The organism is Candidatus Pantoea multigeneris (genome assembly GCF_011752615.1).
Lineage (GTDB): Bacteria > Pseudomonadota > Gammaproteobacteria > Enterobacterales > Enterobacteriaceae > Pantoea > Pantoea multigeneris.
Genome location: NZ_VWXF01000004.1, coordinates 254172 through 277478 on the forward strand (window position 1 = coordinate 254172; position 23307 = coordinate 277478).

General features: G+C 48.0%; 16 protein-coding genes. 8 read left to right on the forward strand and 8 right to left on the reverse strand.

Annotation, left to right across the window (positions count from 1 at the left end; genetic code table 11):
- Positions 1-1065: a sugar phosphate isomerase/epimerase family protein gene (locus F3J40_RS12025; protein ID WP_167014895.1), complete on the reverse strand. Its 1065-nt coding sequence runs from the start codon at positions 1063-1065 to the stop codon at positions 1-3.
- A 16-nt stretch (positions 1066-1081) separates the two neighbouring features.
- Positions 1082-2320, reverse strand: coding sequence for an MFS transporter (locus tag F3J40_RS12030; RefSeq protein WP_167014897.1), 1239 nt, complete (start codon positions 2318-2320; stop codon positions 1082-1084).
- Between the two features lie 1159 nt (positions 2321-3479).
- Between F3J40_RS12030 and F3J40_RS12035 the strand changes: the two genes are divergently transcribed.
- On the forward strand, positions 3480-4418 hold the full coding sequence (locus tag F3J40_RS12035) for a fimbrial protein (protein ID WP_167014899.1): 939 nt from the start codon (positions 3480-3482) through the stop codon (positions 4416-4418).
- A gap of 562 nt (positions 4419-4980) precedes the next feature.
- On the opposite strand, the gene F3J40_RS12040 is transcribed toward F3J40_RS12035, so the two are convergent.
- Together F3J40_RS12040 and F3J40_RS12045 are read right to left on the reverse strand one after the other, a co-directional pair.
- Entirely contained in the window at positions 4981-7278 is a 2298-nt protein-coding gene (locus tag F3J40_RS12040) for a TonB-dependent siderophore receptor (protein WP_167014901.1), read from the reverse strand.
- 257 nt (positions 7279-7535) lie between these two features.
- Positions 7536-8435 (reverse strand): LysR family transcriptional regulator, encoded by a 900-nt coding sequence (locus F3J40_RS12045; RefSeq protein WP_167014903.1) that lies wholly within the window; start codon positions 8433-8435, stop codon positions 7536-7538.
- A 103-nt stretch (positions 8436-8538) separates the two neighbouring features.
- Between F3J40_RS12045 and F3J40_RS12050 the strand changes: the two genes are divergently transcribed.
- Positions 8539-9951: a coniferyl aldehyde dehydrogenase gene (locus tag F3J40_RS12050; RefSeq protein WP_167014905.1), complete on the forward strand. Its 1413-nt coding sequence runs from the start codon at positions 8539-8541 to the stop codon at positions 9949-9951.
- A 106-nt stretch (positions 9952-10057) separates the two neighbouring features.
- Here F3J40_RS12050 and F3J40_RS12055 read toward each other — a convergent pair whose 3' ends face one another.
- From F3J40_RS12055 to F3J40_RS12065, 3 genes are all read right to left on the reverse strand, one after another.
- The gene (locus F3J40_RS12055) at positions 10058-11587 is read right to left on the reverse strand and encodes a glucosyltransferase domain-containing protein (RefSeq protein ID WP_167014907.1); all 1530 of its coding nucleotides are present in this window, start codon (positions 11585-11587) and stop codon (positions 10058-10060) included.
- On the reverse strand, positions 11584-12540 hold the full coding sequence (locus tag F3J40_RS12060; RefSeq protein WP_167014909.1) for a glycosyltransferase family 2 protein: 957 nt from the start codon (positions 12538-12540) through the stop codon (positions 11584-11586). The genes F3J40_RS12055 and F3J40_RS12060 overlap by 4 nt, the downstream gene beginning before the upstream one ends.
- A 359-nt stretch (positions 12541-12899) precedes the next feature.
- Entirely contained in the window at positions 12900-14876 is a 1977-nt protein-coding gene (locus F3J40_RS12065) for a ligand-gated channel protein (protein WP_167014911.1), read from the reverse strand.
- A 468-nt stretch (positions 14877-15344) separates the two neighbouring features.
- On the opposite strand from F3J40_RS12065, the gene F3J40_RS12070 reads away from it, so the two are divergent.
- From F3J40_RS12070 to F3J40_RS12085, 4 genes are read left to right on the forward strand one after another with little or no spacing between them, the layout of a single operon-like run.
- Positions 15345-16253, forward strand: a complete 909-nt coding sequence (locus tag F3J40_RS12070; protein ID WP_167014913.1) for a metal ABC transporter substrate-binding protein — start codon at positions 15345-15347, stop codon at positions 16251-16253.
- Entirely contained in the window at positions 16250-17041 is a 792-nt protein-coding gene (locus F3J40_RS12075; protein WP_167014915.1) for a manganese/iron ABC transporter ATP-binding protein, read from the forward strand. The genes F3J40_RS12070 and F3J40_RS12075 overlap by 4 nt, the downstream gene beginning before the upstream one ends.
- Positions 17025-17885, forward strand: a complete 861-nt coding sequence (locus F3J40_RS12080; RefSeq protein ID WP_167014917.1) for a metal ABC transporter permease — start codon at positions 17025-17027, stop codon at positions 17883-17885. The genes F3J40_RS12075 and F3J40_RS12080 overlap by 17 nt, the downstream gene beginning before the upstream one ends.
- A complete protein-coding gene (locus tag F3J40_RS12085) occupies positions 17878-18711 on the forward strand; it encodes a metal ABC transporter permease (RefSeq protein WP_167014919.1) in 834 nt (277 codons plus the stop codon). Before F3J40_RS12080 ends, F3J40_RS12085 begins: the two co-directional genes overlap by 8 nt.
- Positions 18712-18744: 33 nt before the next feature.
- Here F3J40_RS12085 and F3J40_RS12090 read toward each other — a convergent pair whose 3' ends face one another.
- Entirely contained in the window at positions 18745-19482 is a 738-nt protein-coding gene (locus tag F3J40_RS12090) for a YoaK family protein (protein ID WP_017346750.1), read from the reverse strand.
- Between the two features lie 792 nt (positions 19483-20274).
- On the opposite strand from F3J40_RS12090, the gene F3J40_RS12095 reads away from it, so the two are divergent.
- Both F3J40_RS12095 and F3J40_RS12100 read left to right on the forward strand, forming a co-directional pair.
- Complete coding sequence (locus F3J40_RS12095; RefSeq protein WP_167014921.1) at positions 20275-21732, forward strand: sugar porter family MFS transporter; 1458 nt, start codon at positions 20275-20277, stop codon at positions 21730-21732.
- Between the two features lie 388 nt (positions 21733-22120).
- Positions 22121-23137, forward strand: a complete 1017-nt coding sequence (locus F3J40_RS12100; protein ID WP_167014923.1) for a LacI family DNA-binding transcriptional regulator — start codon at positions 22121-22123, stop codon at positions 23135-23137.
- The last annotated feature ends 170 nt before the right edge of the window (positions 23138-23307 follow it).

Consider the following 23307-nt stretch of genomic DNA (forward strand, 5'->3'; position numbering starts at 1 on the left):
TCAGGCTCCTTGTTTCAGGCCAAGCTGCGCGCGAACGCTGGATGCAGCATCGTGCTGCGCGGCAAAATCATCAAACGCGCGGTTGGCGACAGGAATAATGTGATGCTGAATAAATTCGGCACCTTCACGCGCCCCGACATCACTGTCTTTCAGACAGCATTCCCACTCCAGCACCGCCCAACCGTCAAAATCGTACTGAGCCAGCTTGCTGAAGATCCCTTTGAAGTCGACCTGACCGTCACCGGGTGAGCGAAAACGTCCGGCACGCTCAATCCAGCGCTGATAACCTCCGTATACGCCACTGCGGCCATTAAGCTGGTATTCGGCATCTTTGACATGGAAGGCTTTGATACGCTGATGATAGATATCGATAAATTGCAGATAATCGATGTGTTGCAGCAGCAGATGGCTGGGGTCAAACAGAATATTGCAGCGTGGATGATGGTTTACGGCCGCTAAGAAACGCTCAAATGTCACGCCATCATGCAGGTCTTCTCCCGGATGCAGCTCATAGCACACATCCACGCCGTAACGATCAAACTCCTCAAGCACCGGCAGCCAGCGGCGCGCCAGTTCTGCGAAGGCTTCTTCAAGCAGCGCCGGATTGTGTGGCGGCCAGGGATAGACATACGGCCAGGCGAGCGAACCGGAAAAAGTGGCATGTGCACGCAGCCCCAGCTTTGCCGATGCCGCCGCCGCTTTTTTTACGCTTTCAATGGCCCATGCTGTTCGCCTCGCATTATCACCACGTACCTCAGACGGTGCGAAGCCATCAAACGCCACATCATGCGCCGGATGGACAGCAATCAGCTGCCCCTCAAGGTGCGTCGATAACTCGCTTACCACCAGCCCGTATGTGCCGAGTAATCCCGTGATGTCATCGCAGTAGGCCTGGCTGGTGGACGCCAGGTCCAAATCAAAGATCGACCGGTGATGACAGGGGATCTGCAATGCTTTATAGCCCAGAGCCGATGCCCATTGCGCCAGTCCTTCCAGGGTATTAAACGGGGCCTGCTCCCCGATGAACTGCGACAGAAAAATACCAGGTCCTTTTAACGTTTTCACGTACACCTCCAGTTAATCAAACCTTTTCATCCCGATATTTAAAGGTGAAGAGGAAAATAATGGCGATCGCTGCCGCCGCAATGGCGGGGATCCACCAGAAAGTTGCCCAGTTTTCAGCCGTGCCTTGCCCGGCAACCAGCTGGTTGTAGAGTGCGCCGGAGATTTGCGAACCCAATAACATGCCGATGCCGTAGGTGAACATGACCACCATGCTTTGCGCCTGCCCTTTTACTTTTTCACCTGCAATACGGTCTGTGTAGATGAAGCCCACCACGAAGAAGAAGTCATAACAGACACCGTGTAGCAGGATGCCCAGATAGATCAGCGCACGCCCTTCATCGCCCATCCCGATGGCAAACAGCGCATAGCGTACAAACCAGGCCAACATGCCGACCAGCAGCATGTACTTCACGCCCAAACGCCGGAACAGCAAGGGGATCACCAGCATGAAGAAAATCTCAGACATCTGGCCGAAGGACATTACGGTACTGATGTTTGTCACGCCTGCATCCGCCAGCCAGGAGGCGGTATAGGCGTAATAGGTGCCCAGAGGGATGGAGATCAGCGTGGCGCACAATGCGAAGACGAAAAAGTGAGGCACCTTGAGCAAAGCAAAGGCATCGGCACAGAATAGATCGCGTACTTTTAACGGCATCCCCCTCGCAGGCGCGGGCGTATGCGGCAGCGTCAGGCTGTAAACCGCCAATACCACCGAGCAGATGGCCGCGAGGGTGAAGATAGAAGCACTGGAAGCAATACCGGTGAAGCCGATAAAGATCCCCGCCACTATCCAGCCAATGGTGCCAAACACGCGCACCACCGGGAAACTTTTGTCACTTTTCGCCAGACTGTGGAAGGCAATGTTATTTGCCAACGCCAGCGTCGGCATAAAGCACAGCGTATACCCAAACAGTAAGGCGATGAGCTGTGCACCGTTTTCTGAAGCCAGCGCCGAAGGCACAAACCAGAGGATAACCGCTCCTGCCAGGTTCATGACGGCCATGACTTTCTGCGACGGGAAGAACCTGTCTACCAGCATACCCAACACAAAGGGAGACAGGATCGAGGCGATAGGCCCGGCTGAAAACGCATCGCCGATCAATAAGGACATGTTGTGTTGCGTCATCACCAGACCGAGCGTGACCGACCAACTACCCCAGATGAAAAACTGCATGAACATCATTAAAGAGAGTCTTGGGATCAACATCTGGTGCTGTTTCTCCATGCTCTCGGTACGCGTTACTGTTGTCACCATAGTGGCCTCTCACCAACAAAGTAATCGATTACATTTCTTCTGACCCGTAAAGTAATCGATTACAAAAAAGGATTCCTCAGTCTGGATCACAGTTTGAATATTATTGGCCCTGGCCCCGATAGTGCTCGAGGGATGACAGCATTAGTGATGGCGCGTGGCGTCTTCAAAGCTCATGGAACGGACGTGCATCAGTAAACCACAGCGATTTTAAATCTATTGTGGAATTTATGGTTACTCAGACCCTAAGGAGAAAGACGCTCCGCAGCCGCAGTAAAGCTACCTAACTGAGCAGTAGTTACAAAATCGGTTATACCGCCAAGATGATCGGTTGTACGCATGAACACTTCAACCCAATAAAAAATGAAGCCACCCTAACTGGCAGATAATGTACCTGCGAATGCGGGGCGTGATTGTAGAATCAATGGCAACTCTGTTAATCATGACCTGGTATGGCGACTTTGTATTCATGATGCTGACAAAATGCGCGATTGATGATGATCGCGCTACGTGAATTCTGAGACTTTATCAGAGGGATTACCCAGCAGAATTCGCCAGGAGCTGCCGGTATTTTGAACATTTACTTCGTCCAGAACCGGTTTTTTGATATCTGTCTCTTCAGACTAATCGATATCAGAGAAATGCTCGCGCCGTTACGGCCCAACACTCTGGTTTACAAATCAATATAAACACAATACTCAAGTGGCAACGTACAATAAGTGAAGACGATTTTCTGGAAGCGCCGACAAATTTAAAAATGTACAACAAAGATATTTTACTCATGGATTTATAAGTCTCGACATTGATGGCCTTTATTACATACATATCTAGTTAAATTAAAAATCCGTGTAGTATATAGCCACTCTATAATGATAGAGACGAGTCTCATATACATAGCATGTGTTTTATTTTATATTGTGTTTATATGGCCAGCTTTATAAGTTATCAACTTGAAGTCAACTTCGTGTTTTCAGTTGCATGTGCTATGACAAACAAGAAGTGCCAGTCTTTTTATTTAATAAAAAATAAAGCAGAGGGTTATAATGTGAAATATGAGTCCATTTACTTACATAACCATTTGATTTATTTGCTTTAATATAAAAATAAATTTAGATATAGATTTCACTCACAATCAATGATTTTAAGTATTAGGGTAAATGCAATGAAGCAAAAAATTATTTATATATCCTCATTATTGTTTTTTATATCGCTAATACCTGAAGATGCAATGGCCGCTTGCACCCGAAATGCGGGGCCTGGGACCCGAAATATTAGTTTTGGGTCAATAACTCTACAGCGTGATTCTCCAGTGGGCAGCGTTATAGCAAGGACTACAGCAAACAGTCAAGGACTTGCCACGTGGACTTGTACTACAACCTGGAGTTATCGAGGACGTATAAATAATTTTCCTACCATTAGCTCATATGGAAATAATGTATATAATACAAATATTAATGGTGTTGGAATAAGAATTAAACATGGTGACCAGGTTAATGGTCCATATCCATTTGCAAAATCTCTCGCGTGGGGGAAATGGACTAGCACTGGAATAATTACCGCTGAACTCATTAAAACTAAAACTGGCGCAGTGGGTAGCGGAGCGTTAACTAATGGCCGTTTAGTGACTACTTTAGCCGATAACGTTGAATTATTTTACATAAACTTAACAGGAACTAATAGAATTATTCCTCTCGCATGTTCCGTTACAAACTCCAGTATCATTGTGCCTATGAAACGCGTGTTAAGTAGTGAATTTACTGGGATTGGAAGCACAGCAGCAAGCACGACATTCAGTATTCCACTCGACTGTGATGTTAACACTCGTGTTAATATTACCTTAGATGGTATTGCTGATAGCTCAGCGCGACCCGGAGTCATTGCTCTAACCACCTCATCAACAGATACTGTCGCCAGTGGTGTAGGTTTACAGGTATTACACAAGAGTCGTCCAGTATCGCTGGGTACGGTACTACCAATTGGCACCATATCTACTTCAGGAAAATACACTATTCCCCTGGAAGCTCGTTATTATCAAACAGCAACTAGAGTAAGGGGTGGATTGGCTAACGCCACGGCTAATTTTACTATGACGTACAACTGACATTCGATTCAAGCCATTGTAATACCAGGAATGCTACCCACCGCCTGATGCCCGGTGTTCAACTATATGACGGCACCGGAGAGACCTGTTGTATTCATGATGCTGACAAAATGCGCGATTGATGATGATCGCGCTACGTGAATTCTGAGACTTTATCAGGGGGATTACCCAGCAGAATTCGCCAGACGCTGCCGGTATTTTGAACATTTACTTCGCCCATAACCGGCTATTTTGGATGCCCTCTCTCCAGACTGTTCGATCTCCGTGAGATCCTCACGCCGTTACGGCCCAACACTCTGTATTTATAAACTAATATAAACACAATTATATAAGTTTAGAGAGTTTTGTTCGTGACTTGATCCTGACATTGATCCTGAAAATTGATGGGAAAAAGGCGCTATCTGCCGCTAAAAATCACGAAAAAACACCTTAATAAGGCAATAAAATTTTGCGGACGCTTTCAGCCTGAAGTGGCAATTATTTGTCGCTTTGGAGGTGAAAATGGTGGGGCTATGGAAAGGGCTGCAGGTGATCAAACACCTGCAGCAGTGTCATACAACGATCAGAAATGCACACCCAGCTCCATATAATAGGTGCGGCCTGGTTCGTTATAGGTATATGCGCCCGCACCATACAGATAGGCACCAGTGGTGGCATTACCGGTTGTCTGTGCGTTACCGGCACGGTAGTGACGTTCATCCAGCAGGTTATCGATACCGGCGGTCAGGTCGACATTTTTGTTGATGGTGTAAGTTGCACTGGCACCAAACAGTACGTAAGGCGTAACCTGGCGGGTCTCACTGCCAGACGTTGGCTCACCTTTGTAATTGTATTTTTTCGGTTTTTGCTTACCGTACCAGGTCATCGTCCCTTGAACTGCGAGATCGTTGGTCGCCTGCCAGTCCAGCGTTGAGTTGATGGTAAACTTCGGAATGATCGACAGATAATCCCCGGTAGTTTTGTTCTTATTCTCAATGTTGTAGGTGAAGTTGTTGTTCATGGTCACGGTATCACTGATTGGGAAGTTCAGCGTACCTTCGATCCCCTGCACCAACGCTTTTGGCACGTTTTCCCATTTATAGATGTCTGTAGTACCGGTATGGTCAACCGCCGAGTAACCGCCCTCGATCTTATTGCGGTAATCGTTGCGATACCAGGTCAGGCCAGCCTGCACATCATCATGTTTATACTCAATGCCGATCTCTTTATTGATGCTGGTTTCAGCCTTCAGATCACGGTTCCCTTGCAGATAGCAGGCACCAGAACTGGCGTAACAGCCCTGCCCCTTGCTGTACAGCAGGTAGTTAGGGTTAGTCTGATACAGGTTCGGCGCTTTCCAGGCACGTGCAATTCCGAGCTTCAGCGTGAAGTCGTTACCCAACTCTTGCGAAAGGTTAAGTGCCGGGCTGAAGTCACCACCGCTCATACTCTGGTGGTTGTAGCGCAATCCTGGCGTCAGGCGAGTGCTGTCAGTCAGGTCGATATTATCCTCAGCATAAACGCCGTAGATATCTGCCGAGCTGTACTTGCTACGTCCCGTATCAGAAATCCCTGCAACAGATCCGCCAGACGTGGCTTCGGTATTTGATGTTGGGTCTTTCATGGTTTGATGATTAAACTCCGCACCGAAGGTCACATTTTGACTGACCCAGAGATCGAACGGAATATTCACTTCAGAATGCAGATTGGTGTCATTCAGATTGATGGTGGAGAAGCCTTCATTGGTACTACTGAAGATACCGGCAATGCCGCCAGATAACCCTTCATTCATTCGGGTATTTCGCGTCTTCTCAAACTGAATGTAGTTATTGGTGGTGACACCGTTATCCCATGCGCCGGTATATTTCAGACTTAACGTTTGACGATATAAAATGTTGGTTTCTTTGCCATAATTGGCCTTCACCAGCGCATTACTGTTGGTGTTTTGCGTATCACCCGCATACAAGTTACCCTGGCGGCTATAGCCTAATCCTAGCTCCAGCGCCTGGCGGGGGATAAATTCCCAATGTAATACCGCATTGATATCTTTATTGATAAAACCTTCACGGCCAGAAGGTAATGTTCCCGCGTAAGTACCGGTGCGCCCCGCGGTATGGCCTGCATTGATATTCTCACCATCGGCCTGGGTTTTATTCCAGTTGCCGTATAAGCGCAGTGTCAGATTATCCGTTAACGCACCGCTTACGCTGGCATTATAACGTTTGGTTGCACCTTCTTGTTTGTGCTCCGGCGCATTGAAGTAAGTATTAAAACTCCCGTGCCATGCCTTTTCCGCCGGTTTCGTGATGATGTTGATGACACCACCCATCGCACCACTGCCATACATGGCCGCAGCAGGACCACGAATAACTTCAATACGATCAATCATTTCTGGTGGCACCCAGTTGGTATCACCGCGCGTGTCACGTTCGTCACTCCAGCCATAACGGACTGAGTTACGGCTACTGACCGGCATACCATCAATCATGATCAGGGTGTTTTCTGGTCCCATACCGCGAATATCGATCTGACGGTTATTACCCCGTTGGCCACTGTTGGAGTTACCCGTCAGGTTGACACCGGGCATGGTACGAATAATTTCAGAGAGATCACGCTGAATAGGGTGCTTTTTGATTGCCTGACTGTCGATAATCGAAACGCCGGGAGCCTGGAGTGTTTGCTCTCTCGCAGTGACTACCATTTCGTTTTCGCCACTGCTTTTTTTATCACTTACCGTCAGGGGTTGGGTCTGCTGTTTTTCGTCGTTATTAACTTTAGTGGTTTTTGATTCAGGGCTGGTATCGGCGGCCAATGCCAAAGACATCCCGAGATTACAGGCGATAAGCGAAGCCAGTAAGCTGTATTTAGTTGCAATTTTCATAAGGGTATTAATCACCTGCCTGTGATTGTAAGAAAAATGAAAAAACGCACTATAACGAGAATGATTATTGATTACAACGTCAGGATTTAATAATTATTTAATTCTGCGGGTGTAACATCTTTAAATTCGCGCCGCGAAAATACGATGCCATTATTATTTCTAAGGGTAAAGAACTCCCATTCATATTTGTTAATACTTTAATAACTGATCGAGCTATTTAATGCCGTTATCATTAAATAGCTTATAATTCCGCTAAATTAATCATCTGTTGCAGAGGATTTTAATTGCCGTATTAAAACCTGCCTTGCATGGGCGATACGCGGTTGGCGCAGCGCACTGGGCAGCCACAACAGATGGTAGCGGATTTCAGTATCACCCACGGGAGCAGGCAGCGTCACCAAATCGCCCTGTGCGATTTGTTCGCGACAAAGAAATTCGGGCATTACCGTCCAACCAAATCCACGACACAACAGACTACGCTGCCCACGCAGATCTTGCCCTACCACAGTTGGCAGCAATGTTTGATAGGGAATACGGTTTTTGTCTAGCCAGTGGTCGATCAATGAGAGTTTGAGATCATAAGCCAGCAGTGGCTCATTGATTAATCCGTTGGCAAAATCGGTAGCTTGCTGTAAGCGATGTGCAACCTGGGGTGAGGCGACAGCAATCACCCGATCGCGAAAGATCACCTCACCTTTTAAGCGTTCATCAGTTATCGCGTGGGCAGTGATGCCCAAATCACAATGGCCTTCCAGCACCATTTGAGCCACTAATGAGCCATCTCCGGTGTGCATATGAACGCGGATGCCGCTCTCTAACAGGGGCAACAACTCGCCCGACAGCTTTTCCGCCATGAAATCGGCGTGGCCAATGATTTGCAGCGTGCCGCTAACATCCATCGATCGTGCCCGGGCCGACGAGAGTGCAGACTCTGCAATATCCAGTGAGCTACCAATATCGGCCGCCAGGTCATCAGCCGCCGCAGTCGGCACGACACCATGCACCTGTCGCTCAAACAGCGGGCGTCCCACCGCCACTTCTAGCCCGTTAATATGCTGCGAAACGGCAGGCTGAGTCAGGTTCAGGGCTCTTGCCGCGGCAGAGATAGAGCGCTGGCGATAAACTTCGATAAATGTATGTAAGCGAACCAGAGACATATCTACCCATAAATTTATTTATACCCCTACTAAAATAGCCTTGTTAGCGCCAGAAGACCAGTGCGCGTAAGCTTCCTGTATCGCAATCAGACAGGTAAAAATCATGTCGCATCAGCAAGAGTTACAACAGGTTTTACAGGCAATGAAGCAGGCACATTTGCAGGCTGGCCCCGCTTCAGTAGCACTTCGTCGCGATCGTTTACAGCGTAGTATTGCGCTGATTCGTGATAACCATGAGGCAATTAACGCAGCTATCAATGCCGACTTTGGTCATCGCAGTGCCTATCAAACCCTGGCCGCTGACTTACTGACTACCATGAATATGTTGCAGCACTCGGCAGAGAATCTTGAAGCGTGGATGCAACCGGAAGCCGCAGAAGTGCCTGTTGAAGGTATGCAGGCGTGGATCGAATCGCAGCCGCTGGGCGTAGTGGGTATTATCAGCCCGTGGAACTTCCCGATTAACCTCGCATTCGGCCCGCTGGCGGGGGTGTTTGCTGCCGGTAACAGTGCGATGCTCAAACCCTCTGAGCTTACACCGCACACGTCTCAATTACTGGCTGAGCTGGTCCCGCGCTACTTTGATGCCAGCGAACTTACCGTGGTGTTAGGTGATGCTGCAGTTGGTCAGGCTTTCAGCGCCCTGCCATTTGATCACCTCGTTTTCACCGGCAGTACCGCCGTGGGTAAACATGTTATGCGTGCAGCGGCAGAAAACCTGGTGCCAGTCACGTTGGAACTGGGCGGCAAGTCACCTGTTGTGTTGGATTCAGATGCGGATGTTGCCCTTGCAGCAGCCAGGACGATGACCATCAAAACGTTTAATGCCGGACAAATTTGTATCTCTCCGGATTACCTGATGCTACCAGCCGCAGCTCAGGCTGAATTTGTGCAGCACGCACAGGCGTTTATGCAGCAGGCTTTCCCAACCCTGCAAGAGAACAGTGATTACACCGCGATCGTGAGTGACCGTCACTACCAAAGATTGGTTCAGCTGATAGAGGACGCGCGGGCTAAAGGTGCACGGGTAGTGAGTCTGGCCCCGGCTGGAGAACCTGATTTTGATGCGCTGAGCCGTAAAATTGCCCCGCATCTGATTCTGGATGCTAATGATGGCATGGGCGTAATGCAGGAAGAGATCTTTGGGCCATTGCTGCCGATTAAAACCTATTCTGGTGATGTAAAAGAAGCAATCAATTACATCAATGCGCACCCGCGCCCACTGGCAGCCTACTATTTTGGCTATGATGAGACTCGTCAGAAACAGATGGCAAACCAGACCACATCGGGGGCGCTGGTGATCAACGATGTCATGACCCATGCCTCACTGGATAGCCTGCCTTTTGGTGGTGTAGGCGCTTCTGGTATCGGCGCTTACCACGGTATTCATGGCTTCCGCCGTTTTAGCCATGCAAAGCCAGTGGTGATTCAGGATGCGGCCGGCACAACAAATCTGCGTTTACGTGCGCCCTATCAGGATAAGCTGATTGCGGCCAGTGCGTTGTTACAAGACTAATCGCAGATCAAGCCCCACCATGGTGGGGTTAAGGTATTGTTCTTGCCAGTCTACTCCAGCATAAGCTGGAGTAGACTTAATATAACTTTGATGAAAGTCTAAGTGGCTATTTTACCCGCGGAGCCTGCTTTACATATTGTTGTGGTATATCACAGGCTGGCATTTTGAAATTCACGACAGCTATACTTTCATACTTATAAAGATGGTAAATGCATCCAGAGACCAGCTTTTCACTGGGCACGAAATCTCTCATTGCCTGAGTGGTCGGATATAAATGTGCATAAAGCATAATTCTTTTGGCTGGGCCGTAATACCTGAATTCATTATTCTCAATCAGAGCAGGCGTGAAATATTTAGTCAGGTAGGGATAACGGCGTAAGGCAGGTAAAATGTCCGGAGAGTAAGGTAAAGCCCCAATAAAACTCACACCTGTAACTGAGCCTTCTGGGTAAAGAGAAAGTGCGTTTCGTATGCTGACTAATACGTCTTCGTCAAATCGGCTCTGATTAACCGCCGCACGAAATAACGTGCACATAAATACTGATGAGAAGACAATATATAGCACAATACAAGAAACAAAAATCTTCCTGAGCCAACTAAACGTGTAATAGCTGGCACAAAAAAAGAAAATGATAGCCGTGGAGCATGCGCCCAGCACCCTTGGATCAAAGTTGGCATTATCCAAAAGCAGAAGAAATCCAGGAATGAAAATGAGTATCACGCATGGGCTGATCAGCATGATTAAGCTATGAATGTACTTCCTCTCTTTGATTAACTGCCTTGAGATAAGCACACAGGAAATGGTTCCTGATAAAAGTAAAATAAAGACGGGGATCTTAATCAACCCTGAAAAGGCCAGGTTTACACTTTTAAATGCGGAAAGAAGGTTATCATATAAGTGATATAGCCCAGCAAAGCTGAAAGGTATCGATTCCGCTCGATGTAAATTGTATGCATCCATGCCTGATAATGGAATGATCAAAAATTTATAAAAAAACAGCCCTAACAAAAGCACGCCAAAACGCATTACCAATAGTTTCAGTGCGTCATCTTCTTTACAGTTAACGACGAAAAAGATAAGTATCAGCATAATAGTGTAATTAACCGATGGCTGATACAGACTCAACGTGCAGATTATCATCAGAAAACCAAACAGACATGACCTGATATCTAACCTGTTCATTACATAAATTGCATAGATAGCTAATCCTGCTGATGTCAGTATCGCCATAGAATCAAAAGCATACAACATCCCCTGAGCCAGAAAAGGGCTGATTATTACAGATAAGCTGAGTAATATACTCATACTATCTGGCATGTTCGGTAATTTTCTAAAGCTCAGAATCAGAAGTGTGGAACAGGAAATCAACCCAATCAGCAAAGGCAAAGGTGCTGAATTCGTTGTTATAGTGGAAAAATCCAGTATCCATGTCAGAAAAACAGCCAGAGGACGGCCATTTGAAAACCAGTAATCCACCCTTCCATTTAATAATCTATAATAATCATCAACATAGTAAGCATTTCCCGTGATAATCGGAGAGGCGATCAGCAAGACAAACATCATCACAATCAGCAAATTGACTCTTATGACTCTCCAGTCATCTTTAGATACCAGGATGTTCGGTTCTTTCATCATTGCTTTTCATCACTTTTTAGTTTTTTATTTGACCCCTGTATTTCTTCAAGGATATATTTAGGCCTGTGCTTAGACTCCATAAAAATACGCCCTATATATTCGCCCATCACGCCAATTCCTATCAGTTGCACCCCGCCGAGGAAAAGAATGGCAACCATTAAAGAAGAATAGCCTGGAACGTTATTTCCCCAGGTTAAGTTTGAGATAATGATCCACACGCCATAGAGTAAAGACAGCATGGAGATAGCCAGCCCTATATATGTCCATATTCTTAACGGAAGCGTTGAAAACGAAGTGATGCCATCAAGCGCGAAGTTCCAGAGCCGCCAACCGTTGAATTTTGAATGCCCACTTTTTCTTTTTGGCCTGCTGTATTCAACAACCGCAGTCTTCCCCCCCACCCACGACATGAGCCCTTTCATGAACAGCGAACTCTCGGGCAAGCTGATAATTCTGTCTACTGTTTTCCTGGACAGTAGTCGATAGTCACCCGCATTACTCTCTATTTTATTTCTTGTCAGTAGGTTGTAAATAAAATAGTAACTATTGGCGCAGAGTTTTTTTATCACTCCGTCAGTGCTGCGGTCAGTCCGCTTTGCGAGGACCACATCCGCGCCCTGCTGCCAGAGCTTTATCATTTCAGGGATAATGCAAACAGGGTCCTGCAAATCAACATCCATAGGGATAACAGCATCGCCAGAAGAGAACTCTAGCCCAGCAAACAAAGCAGCTTCTTTGCCAAAATTCCGGCTAAAATTAATCAGGGTAATAGTATCATTATGGGGTTTTATTTCACGGATGACTTCAGCGGTTTTGTCAGTGCTGCCATCATTGATGAAAATTATCTCAACGGAAAATTGATCATAGATTTCAGACAGGCTTCGCACCTCATTAATAAATAGAGGGATACTGGACTCTTCATTAAAAACAGGAACAATAATAGATAAAATCATGCTCCATTCTCCGAATAAATAACTGACTTACTGGCAATCCAGCTAAGCACCGTGTGTTATAACAATCATTGTTTTTTTGGGTAATCAGTTTAGACGCTGGTCGATGATTCAGGCACTCAAAGCCAGGGTTTTCAAGGCAAAAGGATGTATTGAGATGGGATTAGTGTAGACCATGTAAAGGTTTCTACCACAGACGGGGAGCCTGCGGTCTAAAAAATATGTTCTTATTTAGCGGAACATCACGTTTTTGGCTTTAAAAACCGTGTTTGCCACGCTAACCGCCGCCTGATGGGTCATTTGCGCAGGCGGCGGTTAGCGTAGCTCAACGAATTGAGATCAAACGGGTTTTAGTGCTGCTATCAGAAGTTATACGTCATTCCAACCGTATAGCGTCGCCCGTCTAATACGGTGCTGTAACTTGTGTAGTCAATCCGTTTGTCTAGCAGGTTATATACGCCCGCTGAGAGCATCAGCGCCTTGGTGGCGTTATATCGAACACCCGCATCCAGCATACTGTATGAAGGCACGCCCTCTGCCATTGACGTGCGGCTCAGATACTCCGAAGTGCGGCTGCGGAAATTGAGCCGCGTCCACACGCCCAGATCTTGCGTGGCCTGCCAGTCAAGCGTGGTATTGAACATGTGCTTAGGCATCTCATTCAATGGCTTACCGGCGAAGGGGCCGCTTTTTTGCTCGGACTGGGTAAAGGTATGGTTAGCGGTCCAGTTGAGGTCAGGCGTAATTTTCCAGCCAAAGGTAGACTCAACGCCACGCGTGTTGGCTTTATCGACGTTCATTCGATCGCTGATAAAGTCGTAACGCTGCCCGCCAATCTGGCAGAGTGGATCGGCACTGCTGTTGCAACGGCGCACTTCGGTGATCTTATTTTTATACTCCGTGTTGAACAGTGTAATACCGGCATTCAGATCCTGATTGTTATCCCATATCAGGGCAATTTCCTGGCTCAGGCTTTTTTCTGGTTTCAGATCGGGATTACCCACAATAATGCCGTTCTGACGCCCACCGCCGGTGACCTGTCCCCAACTGGCGCTGGATTGACGCAAATCCGGGGCGCGATAGCCAGCAGACACGCCGCCTTTTAACGTCCAGTGTTCAGCCAAATGCCAAACGCCATAGCCACGCGGTGTCCAGTTGCTGCCGTAATTCTGGTCACGATCCATGCGTAGCCCGGTGGTGAAGGCAAAATCTGGGGTGAGCTGCCAGAGATCTTCCGCAAACAGTGCCCAGCTCCAGCGCGTGAGTTTATTCAGGTCTTTCGCGGCTTCCAGCTGGTTGCCATTGTCCACCAGCTTTTCATACAGATATTGACCACCGAGGGTCAAAGTATGATCGCCAAGGAACAGCTGGTTTTGCGTGTTCAGCGTGGTGTTTTCGGCACGCATGTCGCGTACCGGGTTATTGGTCATTTCATGTTCTATATAGCTGGTGGTATTTAACGCTTCGTAATAGCCGTTATGCGTCAAAGAGTAAGTATTGTGTTCATATCGAGTATCCGTCAGCGTATTGGGCGAACAAGTGCCGTTGCGGCAAACTTCACTCTCTGAGGATTTACCCGGAGTGCTCTTTCTGTCCTGTAATTCGCGGGAGAACTCCAGATCAAAATCATTTTTATCATCGGGCGTCAGGTTGAAAGCCACCGCACCGTTACGCATACGCTGCTCGTTGTACCCGGAGATGATTTTGTCTTCTGCACGACGTGAAAATAGCCCAGTGACCTTCATTCCCAGAAGGTTATCAATCAATGGTCCAGAGGCATAAGCATTGGTCTGGTACAGGTCACCGGAGTCACGGTGCTCCTGAATCGTGGCATCCGCATGTAGCGACCCTACCCACTGCCTGGTATTCGAGATTTTTTTGGTGATGATGTTAATCACGCCACCCATGGCATCAGATCCATACAGCGACGACATCGGGCCACGGATCACCTCGATCCGTTCGATGGACTCCAGTGGCGGCATCCATCCTTGTTCTATTCCGGCGTTATCGCTGTTGGGTCGCGTACTGCGGGTGTTCACCCGTTTGCCGTTAATCAGGAATAAGGTGTATTTCGACGCCATACCACGAATGCTGATATCGCTACTGCTGGCACCGCCTGTTACCACTACGCCCGGCACATCTTTGAGTGCGTCCGTCACGTCACGATAGGCTTTGTCTGCAATCTGCTGTTGAGTAATCACTGAAATCGATGCCGGAGCATCCTGAATTTTTTGTGCGAATCCCGTGGCGGTGACCACCAGTGGCTGCTGGTCTTCCGCTTGCAGATAAGGTGACAGTGTCACTAGTAGCGAGGCGGTCAGAAGATTGATGCGAAACATACGTTATTCCATTAAGCAAAGGATTATCTGTCGACGGATGCGGTGCAACACAGCACTCGCCGCAATGTGTAAGGATTTCGAAATGCAATCTTACACATCTATGACCAAATGTAAAAAAGAATGAGATTAATAATCCTTCTCATTCTGGTGAGGTGCGAAAAACAGGCGACATTTTCACTTTTGAGGGGGTTAGGCAGAGAAAGCACGTCATATACGCATAAAAACCTGACACTCATGCCTTAGTGTCAGGGGGGGGATAAATGTAACAGCATCTCTGGACAGTTCTTTAGATTTAATCGATGCCCGTTCTCATCACAGATACTGCCAGACCCTGTGTCCACGCATACCGCGATCCTTTCCGCTAGCTGTGTAAAATTTTGTAATATCCAGACAAAACCTGTGTAAAAAAGAGACTCTTAATTAGCAACTGCTATATTGTATAGCAAGTGCTATAACCTGGAGTCCACCATGTTCCCTACCCGCGTAATATTCAGCCTTTTGTTGAGTTTTTTGCTGTCTACTTCCTTGCCCGCTAGTGCTACAACTGAAAAATTCAAGGTTGTCACCACCTTCACCGTGATCGCAGATATGGCGAAAAACGTTGCCGGAGATGCCGCCGAGGTGACGTCAATCACCAAACCTGGCGCGGAGATCCATGAATACCAACCCACGCCAGGGGATATTCGACGGGCACAGGGGGCAGATCTGATTCTGGTGAACGGTTTTAATCTCGAACTGTGGTTTAGCCGTTTTTATCAACGCCTTAAAGGTGTCCCGGAAGTGGTGGTGACGCGTGGCATTGAACCCATGGGCATTAATGCCGGCCCCTACAACGGCAAGCCGAATCCACACGCCTGGATGTCCCCTGAAAATGCGCTGATCTACATCGATAACATTCGTGATGCGCTACAAAAGTATGATGCGCGAAACGCCGCCATCTATCAGGCAAACGCGGAGCGTTATAAAGCACAGATTCAACAAGCCCTGGCGCCGATTCGCGCCGCAATGGATAAGTTACCCCCGCAGCAACGCTGGCTGGTCACCAGTGAAGGGGCTTTTTCCTATCTGGCCCGGGATTTCTCCCTGCACGAATTATACCTTTGGCCAATTAATGCCGATCAGCAAGGCACACCACAACAGGTGCGCAAAGTGATTGATGCGGTGAAAGCCAACCATATCCCGACCATCTTCAGTGAGAGCACCATCTCAGCCAAACCTGCTCAGCAGGTGGCCCGTGAAGCGGGAATTCATTATGGTGGCGTCTTGTATGTCGACTCCTTGAGCGCGCCAGATGGCCCGGTTCCGACCTATCTTGATTTGCTGCGCGTCACCACGGAAACCGTGATTCGGGGCATTGAAGCGGGGGTTAAGCCATGAGTACGTTTCCTTTAAGCGTGAACGACCTCAGCGTGACCTATCGCAACGGCCATACGGCGTTGCGACAGGCAACATTTTCCCTGCCAGCAGGCAGCATTACAGCACTGATTGGGGTCAATGGCTCCGGTAAGTCCACCTTGTTTAAGGCGATCATGGGATTCGTGCCGCTGACGACCGGCGAAGTACATCTCAGCGGTGAGCCGATACGCCAGGCTCTTAAACAGAACAAAGTTTCTTACGTGCCGCAAGCGGAAGAGGTGGACTGGAGCTTTCCGGTTCTGGTCGAAGATGTGGTGATGATGGGCCGTTATGGCTACATGGGGATGCTACGAATACCGCGAGCCGAAGATAAAAAACGGGTTGATGAGGCATTAGCCCGCGTGGGGATGAGTGAATTCCGCCACCGCCAAATTGGTGAACTCTCCGGTGGGCAAAAAAAACGGGTTTTTCTTGCCCGGGCGATAGCACAGAGTGGCGAGGTGATTTTGCTGGATGAGCCCTTTACCGGCGTTGACATCCAGACGGAGACCGCCATCCGCCAGCTTTTACAGGAAATGCGCGAGGAAGGACGCACAATGTTGGTTTCCACCCATGACCTGAATGCTATCCCGGATTATTGCGACCGCTGCGTACTGGTTAGAAATACGGTGTTAGCCAGCGGCACACTCGAAGAAGCCTATACGGCGGCAAATCTGGCCAGGGCCTTTGAAGGTACTCGCAACGCAGCCCACCCAACCTCTCAGCATAGGGTTAAGCGCAGTGAGGCCCATCATGTCCTGGATTCTTGAGCCATTCAGTTATCAATACATGCTCAATGCCATGTGGATCGCGGCCATGGTAGGCACCCTCTGCGCCTTTCTTTCCTGCTTCCTGATGCTGAAAGGCTGGTCGTTGATGGGGGATGCTTTATCCCACTCCATTGTTCCGGGCGTAGCGGGTGCCGCGATGCTGGGGTTGCCCTTCTCACTCGGTGCTTTCCTCTCGGGTGGGCTGGCGGCGGCCAGCATGTTGTTTCTCAACCAACGTACGCGCCTGAAAGAGGATGCGATAATAGGTCTGATTTTCTCTTCATTCTTTGGTATTGGCCTGTTTCTGGTCTCACTCAACCCTACGGCGATCAATGTTCAAACCATTGTCCTGGGTAATATTCTTGCGGTGGCACCCGCAGATATCTGGCAGCTTGGCATTATTGGTGCGGTGACGTTGACTCTTCTGCTGTTGAAGTGGCGCGATCTGATGGTGACTTTTTTCGATGAAAGCCACGCCAGAACCCTTGGCCTGAACACGACGCGACTTAAAATTCTGTTTTTTTCCCTTCTCGCGGCAGCGGCCGTGGCGGCGTTACAGACCGTGGGGGCTTTTATGGTGATCTGTCTACTCGTCACGCCGGGAGCCACGGCTTATCTCCTCACTGACCGGTTTCCGCGTTTGTTACTGATAGCGGTGGCAATTGGCAGTATTACCAGCTTTTTAGGCGCATGGGGCAGCTATTATCTTGACGGTGCAACGGGCGGCATCATTGTGGTGGCCCAGACATTGGTCTTTTTATCTGCGTTCTTATTTGCCCCAAAACACGGTGTTCTGGCTGCGCGTCGTCGCGCACAGAAAGTGCAGGAGGTACGCCATGAATGAGTTACTCGCGCCTTTCCAGTTCGAATTTATGAATTTGGCGTTTATGGTGACGCTGGCGTTATCCCTGCCTTGCGCCATGCTTTCCGCTTTTTTAGTGCTAAAAGGGTGGTCACTGCTGGGCGACGCAATGAGTCACGCGGTATTTCCTGGGATCGTGTTGTCCTGGTTGTTGGGGCTGCCCTACGCGATCGGGGCGTTTGTTGCCGGGATGTTCTGCGCAGTTGCCACGGGCTATGTCAGTGACAATAGCCGGATTAAGCCCGATACGGTGATGGGGATTGTCTTTTCAGGCATGTTTGGCGCGGGTTTAGTGCTGTACCTGAAATTACAGCCGGAAGTCCATCTCGACCATATCCTGTTTGGCGACATGCTGGGAATTGCCCTGGCTGATATTGTGCAGACCCTGTTGATTGCGCTGCTGGTTTGCATGGTGATTGGGGTGAAATGGCGCGATTTACTGTTGTATGCCTTTGATCCGCAACACGCTATCGCTTGTGGCATCAATGGCAAACTGATGCATTACGGATTGTTGTGCCTGATTGCGCTGACCATTGTCGCCGCCTTGAAAGCAGTAGGTGTGATTTTGTCAGTTTCAATGCTCATTGCACCTGGGGCCATCGCCCTGCTGTTGGCGCGGCGTTTTTGGCAGGTGATGCTAGTCGCCATGTTGATTGCAAGTGTTACCGGTTTTGCCGGTGTTTATCTCTCATTTTTCATCGATAGCGCGCCCGGCCCCACCATTGTGGTGCTGTATGCCGTGCTGTTCACACTGGTTTTTTGTTATGCCACGCTGAAAGAGAAGAAGGTCCAAAGGGTGATGAATTGACAGACGAACAGCCCAGTGACCTGGGCTGCTCATTTATAAGGGGCTGGCGATACGATTAACCCGCACCACAGTGGTGATCATCGAGGCCAGCGACAGGCAAATAATCAACGCCCCAATAGCACACATTGCCATAAAGCCGAAACGGTTAAACAACATCAACCCCGCCACACCGCCTAGCAGGAACGAGAGAATGGTGATGATGTGGGTCAGGAACTGTTTTCTCTGGGCTACCACTTCCTTAGAGTGATCGCGTCTGATCATTGCCGCGAACAGCGAGGCTAACGCAATCCCGGCATCAGTGAGGGTGCCGGTAATGTGGGTTGAGCGTACGCGGCCACTCGAAAGCTGGGTAGAGGTTGAGTTATGTAATCCCATTAAAAAGCCCAACAGAACAATAATCTCCCTGTTATTGCCAGGGGAATAATAAAACAGCTCAAATAAGGAGAGTGCCACCAGAGCAAATCCCTCAATCAGTAAGACCTGGCAAAAAATGATACGGTTTCCATTAGCCAGACCGCTAATGACCGCGATCCGCGCCGTGATCGCCCCGCCGACAAAGGCCAGCAGCGTGGTGCCGAGAAAGAGCATGTTGCGAAGGTCAACGTTAGAGAGCTCGTTGGAAAGTTGTGACGTATTACCGGTCATGTGTGAAGGGAAGAATCCAAACGCCCCCAGTGCAATAGCATTTAGCATCCCCGCCGCAGTAGCCAGCCAGATAGCAAGATTCCTGTCCTCGCTATGGGTGCGGGTACGCTTCAGTTTAATCAGCATGAGACACCTCAATCAAAAATAGATAAACAGATTTAAAGTTACATCAGCTATAAGAAGATTTCGTTAAGAAAAAAGGACATTTTTTATTAATCATTTTAATCGTGACGATAAATGCAATAAAAGCTAAAGTTTTATATACATACGTAAATAATCCCACAGAATTTGATAAGAAAAACCTATATCTATCTGTGAACTATGCATTATCCCTATTTTTAATAAGCCATAAACAGGCAGGTAATACCACACGTTACTATTGCAGAAAGAGACTACTCGCCTGCTAATTCTCCAGGGGAGCGCAGAAAAAACATTTAAGGATCACTTAAGTAATTCACTTTAAATCACAACCATTACTTAACATTTAAACAACAATCCGCCGCCTTTGGACACACAATCCACTTTTGTCGTTACGGCTCTCATAAAGAAGAGCATGGAATGCCTTGCCCGATGATCGCCCACCAGCAGACAAACCGGGTTGCTGGTTAATCCGCTACATCATCACACTAAAATGAAATTTATATTCCAAAAATAAGATGCATGTAATCTGAATTCTCAGAGTTGTATTAGGATGATATAAATTATTCTTTATAATCAGAATATTACATGATCATTCATTTTGCAGGTTCGAAAAAATACGCAACTTACGTCACACTTTTGAATCATAAAATCCAAATATTTAATTTTAGAAAGTATATTCCATTTAAGCGTTCAACTGCGAATACCCCTAACCGCTGTCCCTACACCACTCCTCTTACTGGACAGGTAATGTCTGTGTATTAGAGGTAAGGATATTCTATGGAAAACAGGCAAAACCGGTATAACCTGAAGTATGTAATGTTATGCTGTACCGTCGCAGCATTTGGCGGATTATTAATGGGTTACGACTCATCGATCATCTCTGGCGCCATTGAGCCACTCAGTGAGTATTTTCTTTTATCCCCCGCTGAAACAGGATGGGCTGTCGCCAATATTTTGCTCGGCAGTCTGGTCGGGTGTTTTATTGCACCTCGCCTTAGCGATAAATTCGGCCGTAAACGCTCCCTCGCCATTACGGCACTGCTATTTACCATCTCCGTGCTTGGCACCGCGTTGGCGCACAACTTCACCACCTTTGTTATCTTCCGCATCATTGGCGGGCTGGCGATTGGGTTGGCATCGGTGATTTCACCGATCTATCTGGCTGAGCTTTCCCCGTCCAAGTACCGTGGGAGAACAACTGCGCTCTACTCTGTATGCTGTGTGGGCGGGCAGTCAGTGGTTTTACTGACCAACTATTTTATTACCAAATCTTTGCTCCCGGAAGCAATGGTCGCCATGGGCTGGCGTTACATCCTTGCCACCGCGCTGATCCCTTGCGCACTGTTCATGCTACTGATTGCGTTTATTCCCGAATCGCCAAGATGGGATGTCTTAAAAGGTCGCTATAAAGAGGCGATGAAAACCCTGGCGAAGATTTCTAATAGCACCCACGCCGAGGTGGTATTTAACGAAATCAAAGGATCTTTCCAAACCAGTAATTCAGGACCAAAGAAAAGCTTCAGCCTGAATAAAACCACAATTCCTTTGTTGGTACTTGGAATTGGGCTGGCAGTAGGTAACCAAATCAGCGGTATTAACGTGATTCAGTATTTTGGTCCTTCACTGCTGAAAAATGTTACTGGCAGCGTAGATTCAGCCCTGATTCAGACATTCTGGTTGTCGGTTTGTCAGTTCGCTGGCGTGCTGATCGGCATGTCGATTGTGGATAAAATTGGCCGCCGTAAGCTGCTGCTGATTGGCGCATTAACCTCTAGTCTGTTTTTAACCTACTCGTTCTTTGCGTTCTACTATCACCTGCCTGGCGTTTTAGCGGTAATCGGTCTGTTCGCCTACATGGTGTTCTTCGGTATCAGCTGGGGACAACTGGTCTGGACCGTATTGGGTGAACTGTTCCCAACCGAAATTCGCTCAATATGTGTCGGTATTTCAATCTGCGCCATGTCGATGGCGAACTTTATCATCAGCACCACCTTCCCGCTGCTCAACAGCAATGCCTTCCTGCTGGAAGTGTTCCACGGTGGTTTCCCGCTGCTGTTGTTCGCCATCTTCTCACTGGGCATGTACTTCTTCACCTTCCGCTATTTGCCGGAGACCGCAGGTGTTTCACTAGAGAAGATTCATGGTCTGGTGCTGGAAAAGTTCAATGTTGAAGCTGAGTTACCTGAGACCACGGTGACACAGAACGCCTCGTCCTACGATATTCCGCGCCACTGATTGAATTTAACGCCGCTATCAGCCCGGGCAGCACTGTCCGGGCTGATTTTTAGCCAAAAACGCCATCACGACTGACTTTTTCTTCTTTGTTACCCGGAGAGTCACATTTGGTAACAATTAGCACACATCAACCGAAGGGATTACCAATTTGTTGATTTAAATCAAAAAATATCCCTCCCCTGCTTAATTCTTCCTCATGATATCTTTGCCAACGTTGGCAAAAGTGATTGCCAACGTTGGCATCACTAAACATAATCGCAACATCTGGTATCAGCACAGTTGCTGTGGGAATGATTTGTGACCACACCGACGGTTTCAGATTTGGGGATATGCAGTGACTGCTTTATGCTGTGGGGTTCGATGTCTCCCTACACAGCGTAATGTGCTCATGACGAATAACGACGAAAAAAAACCACAAAAAGCCACAGCTGATGATGTTGCACGTATTGCTGAAGTCTCCAAATGGACCGTGCTGCGTGCATTTAAACCAGGCGCCTCTATTTCGCCTGAAGCACGAGAAAAAGTGATGGCCGCCGCAAATGAACTGGGCTTCAGACCCAACCTGCTGGCACGAGGCCTGAAACAGAGCAAAACCAACATCGTGGGGATCGTGGCCGATGAATTCAGTAATCCGCATACCCTGAGAATGTTAAAAGAGGCTACACAGCAGCTAAACCAGCGTGGGTACATGTCAATGTTGCTGAACATTGAATCCGCTGAGAATTATGATTCGGTATTACAGATGGCCAGTCAGTTGCAGGTGGATGGGCTGATTTATTTTGCCACCATTGTAAGTGAAGAGTTTTTGACCATTACGAAATCGCTTCATCACATCAGGGCAGTCCATGTGTTCCGAAATACCAACGCCGCAGATGTTGAAGTCGTGAATATAGATGGATTTGCCGCAGGCAAGCGTTTAAGCCAGCTGTTGATGGAGCAAAAATATCAGCGCTATGGCTACATGAAAGGACCGGATACCTCATCCAGCCATCTGATGCGCATGGAAGGCTACGCGACGGGATTAGAAGAAGGTGGTCAGCAGCTTGATACCGTTTTAGTCGCCGGAAGCTACGACCGCGATCGTGGATATGAAGAGATGTTGCAGTATCTGCGCACGACTCCGGCGTCTCAACGCATCGATGCGCTGTTTTGTGAAAACGATGTACTGGCGTTTGGTGCCATGCAAGCAATACGTGATTTTGACCCACAGTTACATATTGGTGTTGTTGGCTTTGATGATATTGATGAAGCACGTACCTCAACCTGGAATCTGACCAGTTGGAATCAACGCGCTGACTTACAAATTAGCGAAGCGCTCAGCCGGTTGCTCGATAATAAACCGGGCGCTGACCAGCGATGGAAAAACGGTGAGTTACACGCCAGGAAGTCGCATATTAAAATTTGACGTCCTGCTCGCCATTGTTTCCAATGGCGAGCCTTAATATAAGGAGAATATTTCACACCCCAGTAATAGCAGCTCACTCCAGATTAAAAAACTCATAATTAACACTGTCTAGTGGATTACTTCGCCTGAATTTTATTTAAGCGAGGCTGTTTCCATGTAGTCGGTGACTC

Excerpts from the sequence above, each read along its gene's own strand:
- F3J40_RS12065 (WP_167014911.1), bottom strand. The coding sequence starts at position 14,876 with ATGTTTCGCATCAATCTTCTGACCGCCTCGCTACTAGTGACACTGTCA.
- F3J40_RS12100 (WP_167014923.1), top strand. The coding sequence starts at position 22,121 with ATGACGAATAACGACGAAAAAAAACCACAAAAAGCCACAGCTGATGAT.
- F3J40_RS12050 (WP_167014905.1), top strand. The coding sequence starts at position 8,539 with ATGTCGCATCAGCAAGAGTTACAACAGGTTTTACAGGCAATGAAGCAG.
- F3J40_RS12035 (WP_167014899.1), top strand. The coding sequence starts at position 3,480 with ATGAAGCAAAAAATTATTTATATATCCTCATTATTGTTTTTTATATCG.
- F3J40_RS12090 (WP_017346750.1), bottom strand. The coding sequence starts at position 19,482 with ATGCTGATTAAACTGAAGCGTACCCGCACCCATAGCGAGGACAGGAAT.
- F3J40_RS12030 (WP_167014897.1), bottom strand. The coding sequence starts at position 2,320 with ATGGTGACAACAGTAACGCGTACCGAGAGCATGGAGAAACAGCACCAG.
- F3J40_RS12095 (WP_167014921.1), top strand. The coding sequence starts at position 20,275 with ATGGAAAACAGGCAAAACCGGTATAACCTGAAGTATGTAATGTTATGC.
- F3J40_RS12070 (WP_167014913.1), top strand. The coding sequence starts at position 15,345 with ATGTTCCCTACCCGCGTAATATTCAGCCTTTTGTTGAGTTTTTTGCTG.
- F3J40_RS12080 (WP_167014917.1), top strand. The coding sequence starts at position 17,025 with ATGTCCTGGATTCTTGAGCCATTCAGTTATCAATACATGCTCAATGCC.
- F3J40_RS12055 (WP_167014907.1), bottom strand. The coding sequence starts at position 11,587 with ATGATGAAAGAACCGAACATCCTGGTATCTAAAGATGACTGGAGAGTC.
- F3J40_RS12075 (WP_167014915.1), top strand. The coding sequence starts at position 16,250 with ATGAGTACGTTTCCTTTAAGCGTGAACGACCTCAGCGTGACCTATCGC.
- F3J40_RS12085 (WP_167014919.1), top strand. The coding sequence starts at position 17,878 with ATGAATGAGTTACTCGCGCCTTTCCAGTTCGAATTTATGAATTTGGCG.
- F3J40_RS12040 (WP_167014901.1), bottom strand. The coding sequence starts at position 7,278 with ATGAAAATTGCAACTAAATACAGCTTACTGGCTTCGCTTATCGCCTGT.
- F3J40_RS12045 (WP_167014903.1), bottom strand. The coding sequence starts at position 8,435 with ATGTCTCTGGTTCGCTTACATACATTTATCGAAGTTTATCGCCAGCGC.
- F3J40_RS12060 (WP_167014909.1), bottom strand. The coding sequence starts at position 12,540 with ATGATTTTATCTATTATTGTTCCTGTTTTTAATGAAGAGTCCAGTATC.